The sequence below is a fragment of the Parasynechococcus sp. genome, assembly GCF_042954245.1.
Taxonomy (GTDB): domain Bacteria; phylum Cyanobacteriota; class Cyanobacteriia; order PCC-6307; family Cyanobiaceae; genus Parasynechococcus.
In genome coordinates this window covers 1-3,827 of record NZ_JBGKDP010000011.1, presented here as the reverse complement: position 1 = coordinate 3,827, position 3,827 = coordinate 1, and the positions used below count along the sequence as shown (strand labels likewise).

General features: G+C 65.6%; 3 protein-coding genes and 1 pseudogene. 1 reads left to right on the top strand and 3 read right to left on the bottom strand.

The genetic code is table 11. The features are described from left to right. From ACGVJ8_RS00515 to ACGVJ8_RS00505, 3 genes and pseudogenes are all read right to left on the bottom strand, one after another. Positions 1–242, bottom strand: a pseudogene (locus ACGVJ8_RS00515) (nicotinate-nucleotide adenylyltransferase); the annotation flags it as partial. Position 243: 1 nt separating this feature from the next. Further along, the gene (locus tag ACGVJ8_RS00510) at positions 244–1,539 is read right to left on the bottom strand and encodes a GTP-binding protein (protein WP_392344997.1); all 1,296 of its coding nucleotides are present in this window, start codon (positions 1,537–1,539) and stop codon (positions 244–246) included. After that, entirely contained in the window at positions 1,536–2,534 is a 999-nt protein-coding gene (locus tag ACGVJ8_RS00505) for a CNNM domain-containing protein (RefSeq protein ID WP_392344996.1), read from the bottom strand. The genes ACGVJ8_RS00510 and ACGVJ8_RS00505 overlap by 4 nt, the downstream gene beginning before the upstream one ends. 87 nt (positions 2,535–2,621) lie before the next feature. Here ACGVJ8_RS00505 and ACGVJ8_RS00500 point away from each other — a divergent pair. Continuing rightward, positions 2,622–3,827: aminopeptidase P N-terminal domain-containing protein (locus ACGVJ8_RS00500; protein WP_392344995.1), on the top strand; the 1,206-nt coding region annotated here is incomplete at its 3' end.

Genomic DNA, 3,827 nt, shown 5'->3' with positions numbered 1-3,827 from the left:
AAGGTGTAAGGGCTGCTCAGATGCTGGGCCAGCTCCAGCCGTTCATCCTGCAGTTGCTGCACCAGCTGGCTGAGCAGCATCGCTCGCAACGTCAGGGGGGCATCGTGCTGTTTCAGGGGGTTGTCACTAGCCCAGGTCGCCACATGGCCATAGCGGTTCAACAGCCCCTCCAGCAGCACCTGATGGCCGCGGGTGGGTGGATCGGCGCTGGTGCCCAGCAAGGCGATGGCAGCAGCGGTCATCTCAGGGCAGCAGCGGTTGCAGATCCTGCTCCAGGGCTTTGGGCCAGCGCAATAGCCAGTGGTGCACCACCGGATCACGTTCGGCCAGACGGCGCAGCAGCGCTCCGGGTTGTCCACCGCGCCGTCGCAGTAATTGCTGAGCCACCAGACGCCCCGCTCGACGGCTAGCATGCACTGCTAAGGCAGCTTGGGCCAGGGCCACCGGGGCTGCAGGGGCCAAACTGCCGCCGCCGCTCACCGGCACCAACAGCAGCAGTGCCTGCTTGAGGGCCGCCAGCCCCAACTGCACCCCGCCCAACAAGGCGTTGTGGCTGGAGAGTCGGATGAGCAGCAGCCGTGCTGCTGTTGGTGTCATCGGCAGGTTGTAGAGACGGCTGAGTTGCAGCACCAGGGCGGTGTCGCAGGCCATGCCTCCCGCCATATCCAATGCCATCACAGGGTTGACGGCCACGCCGGTGGCTTTGGCGGCTGCGTAACGACCGATCAGGGTCTGGGCCGTGCGGCGGTGATGTTGCAGCCGCAGTTCTTGGCAGGCCCTCTGGAAGCGGTCGGCCTTGCGCAGCGACTGAATCGCCAGCAGCAGGGTGCCTTCGTTCTCCAGCTGCCGGCAGAGCTGCTTCTGCAGGTTTTGTACTTGTGGCGTCGTGATCATGATGCGCACCCGCCCATCGGCCTGGATCTGGGGGCTGCGGGGTGCTGCCGCTGCCGCGGTGATCGGTAGATCCACCGGCAGCCGGGCGCGAATGCTGCGAAGCAGTTCGGCACGTTCCTGCTCTGGCCAGCGGTCGCTCCGGTTCAGCACCAGCTGCAGGGGCTTGCCGCTCTCCAGCAGCGTGCGCAAGGCCTCCAGGTCGGCCCGGGTCAGGTCGCTGTCCACCACCACCAGCACCAGATCGGCCCCCATGGCCACTCGGGAGGCCAAGCGAGCCCGCCCGGCGGTATCGATTTCATCAATGCCGGGGGTGTCCACCAGCTCCACCCTGGTCAGCCCGACAATCTCCACGGGCCAGTCCACCGCCTGCTGCCGGCGGGTGCTGCCGTGGGCCACATCTGTTGCCAGCAGCGGCCGGCGGATCAAGGCATTAATCAGGCTGGATTTGCCGACCCCCACCCGACCAAACAGGGCAATGCGCAGGCGCCGTTGCTGCAGCCGTTGCAGCTGACGATCCAGTAGCTGCAATTCACCCCCCAGCAGTCCCTGGTCCCGTGGGCTCAGCTGAAGCTGACTCCGCCAGTGCTCTAGCAGCAGCTGGCAGCGTTCAACGGTGTGTGACGGGGTGGGGTGCATTCCGTTCATGCTGCCGGCTTGCGCCACCAGCCGGCCAGCACTGCCAGCACGGATTCGGCACCGATCACGCCGACAAAGCCACCGAATTCATCCACCACCACGCGTACGCCACCGCTGTCGCGCCGGAAGCCCGTCAGCAGCCGATCGGCCCGGATCATCTCGGGCACATATTCCACCGGTTCGCAGAGGTCAACGGGTGTGAGCAGGCCGCGGCTCTCCAACAGGGCGGTGAGCACCCGCTCGCGGCTGGCCACGCCAAGCACCTTGTCCACTTGATCGCCGAGCACCACCCACCAGGGGTCGTTGGTGCTCATCAGCTTGGCCCGCTGGGCTTCGATGCTAAGGCTGCCGTCCAGGGTGGGCGCCGCCACCCGCGGCGTCATCAGGTCGCGGGCGGTGAGGTCGTTCAGCTGAAACACCTTGCCGATCATCGCGGCTTCATCGGCTTCGATTTCTCCCTTCTGAGAGCCCAGGCGGGCCAGCAGACGGATCTCCTCTTCATTGGTGCTGAGTTCCGCTTCGGCGGTAATGGCCGGCAGCATCCGCTCCAGCAACAGCACCAGCGGCCGCAGCGCCAGGCCGAGCCAATGCAACAGGGGTGCGCTAGCCAGGGCCACCGGCAAGGCCAGACGGCTTCCGAGGGCTTTGGGCAGGATTTCCCCTAGCAGGATCACCAGGACAGTTAGACCCACCGAGAACACCGGCAGGGCCACACCGCTGATGTTGCGCTGCTCGAACACCCAGGCGGCATAACCGCCCAGCATCAGGCTGCCGAAAATGTTGAAGCCGTTGTTGGCGATCACCAAAGCCGACAGGGTGCGTCCCAGCCGTTGACGCAACTGCGCCAGCCGCCGGGCCCCGGCCACGGGGCGTTCTCGGGCCGCCAGCTCATGCACCCGGATCGGACTCACCGTCAGCAGGGCGGCTTCCACTCCGGAGCAGAGGGCCGAGCCCAGCAGCACGACCAAAACCAGCAGCAACAGCACCAGGAGATCGGAGCTCATTGCCGTCCGAAACTCCTTGCATCGTAGAGACCCTGGCCAGTTCGGCCTTGCCAACTGCCATTCTGTTCCCCTGAACGCTCTGCTGCTGTGAACGGTTTCGACTCCGGCATCCACGCGCGTCGTCGCGCCCTGTTCATGGAGCAACTCGACGCTGCCGCCGCGGTGATTCCGGCCGCGGCATTGGCGACCCATCACGCCGACTGCGAGTGGCCCTTCCGGCAGGACAGCGATTTCTTTTATCTCACCGGTTTTGATGAACCGGACGCGGTGGCTCTGCTGCTGCCGCATCGTCCGGAAGGCGAGCGCTACGTGCTGTTCGTGCAGCCCAAGGACCCGGCAGCTGAGGTGTGGACCGGTTTCCGCTGGGGCACCAAAGGAGCGGTGGAGCGCTATGGCGCGGATCTGGCCCATCCGCTGGATCAGCTGAGCGAAAAACTGCCCGAGTACCTCGCCGGTGCCGAAGCCATCGCCTTCCGGGTGGGCCGCCATACATCAGTCGAGTCGATGGTGCTTTCGGCCTGGGGGCGGCAACTTGATGCCTATGCCCGCACGGGTACTGCGGCCCTGGGCCTGGTGGCACCAACGCCGATCCTGCATCGCCTGCGCTTGCGCAAGGAGCCCCATGAGTTGGAGCGTCTACGAGAGGCCTGTCGCATCTCCTCAGAAGCCCACGAGCTGGCCCGATCGATCACCCGCCCGGGCATGAACGAAGCCGAGGTGCAGGCGGCGATGGAGGCCCACTTCCGCAGCAACGGGGCCCGTGGTCCGGCCTACGGATCCATCGTCGCTGGCGGTGATAACGCCTGCATCCTGCACTACACCGCCAATACGGCCCAGCTTCAGGACGGTGACCTGCTGCTGATCGATGCCGGTTGTTCTCTGGAGGACTACTACAACGGCGACATCACCCGCACCTTCCCGGTGAATGGCCGCTTCACAGCCGAACAGCGGGAGCTCTACAGCCTGGTGCTGGAGGCTCAGGAAGCTGCGGTTGCCGTTGTGGCTCCTGGCGGCACTGCGGAGTCGGTGCACGACACCGCCTTGCGAATTTTGGTTGAGGGCCTGGTGGACCTGGGCCTGCTGATCGGGGATGTGGACGGCATTATCGAGCGAGGCGACTACCGCCACCTGTACATGCACCGCACCGGCCATTGGCTGGGTCTGGATGTGCATGACGTGGGGGCCTACCGGCTTGGTGAGCAACCTGCGTCGCTGGAGCCAGGTATGGTGCTCACCGTTGAGCCCGGCCTTTACGTCAGCGATCGCCTCAGCGTGCCGGAAGGACAGCCTGAG

Excerpts from the sequence above, each read along its gene's own strand:
- ACGVJ8_RS00510 (WP_392344997.1), bottom strand. The coding sequence starts at position 1,539 with ATGAACGGAATGCACCCCACCCCGTCACACACCGTTGAACGCTGCCAG.
- ACGVJ8_RS00505 (WP_392344996.1), bottom strand. The coding sequence starts at position 2,534 with ATGAGCTCCGATCTCCTGGTGCTGTTGCTGCTGGTTTTGGTCGTGCTG.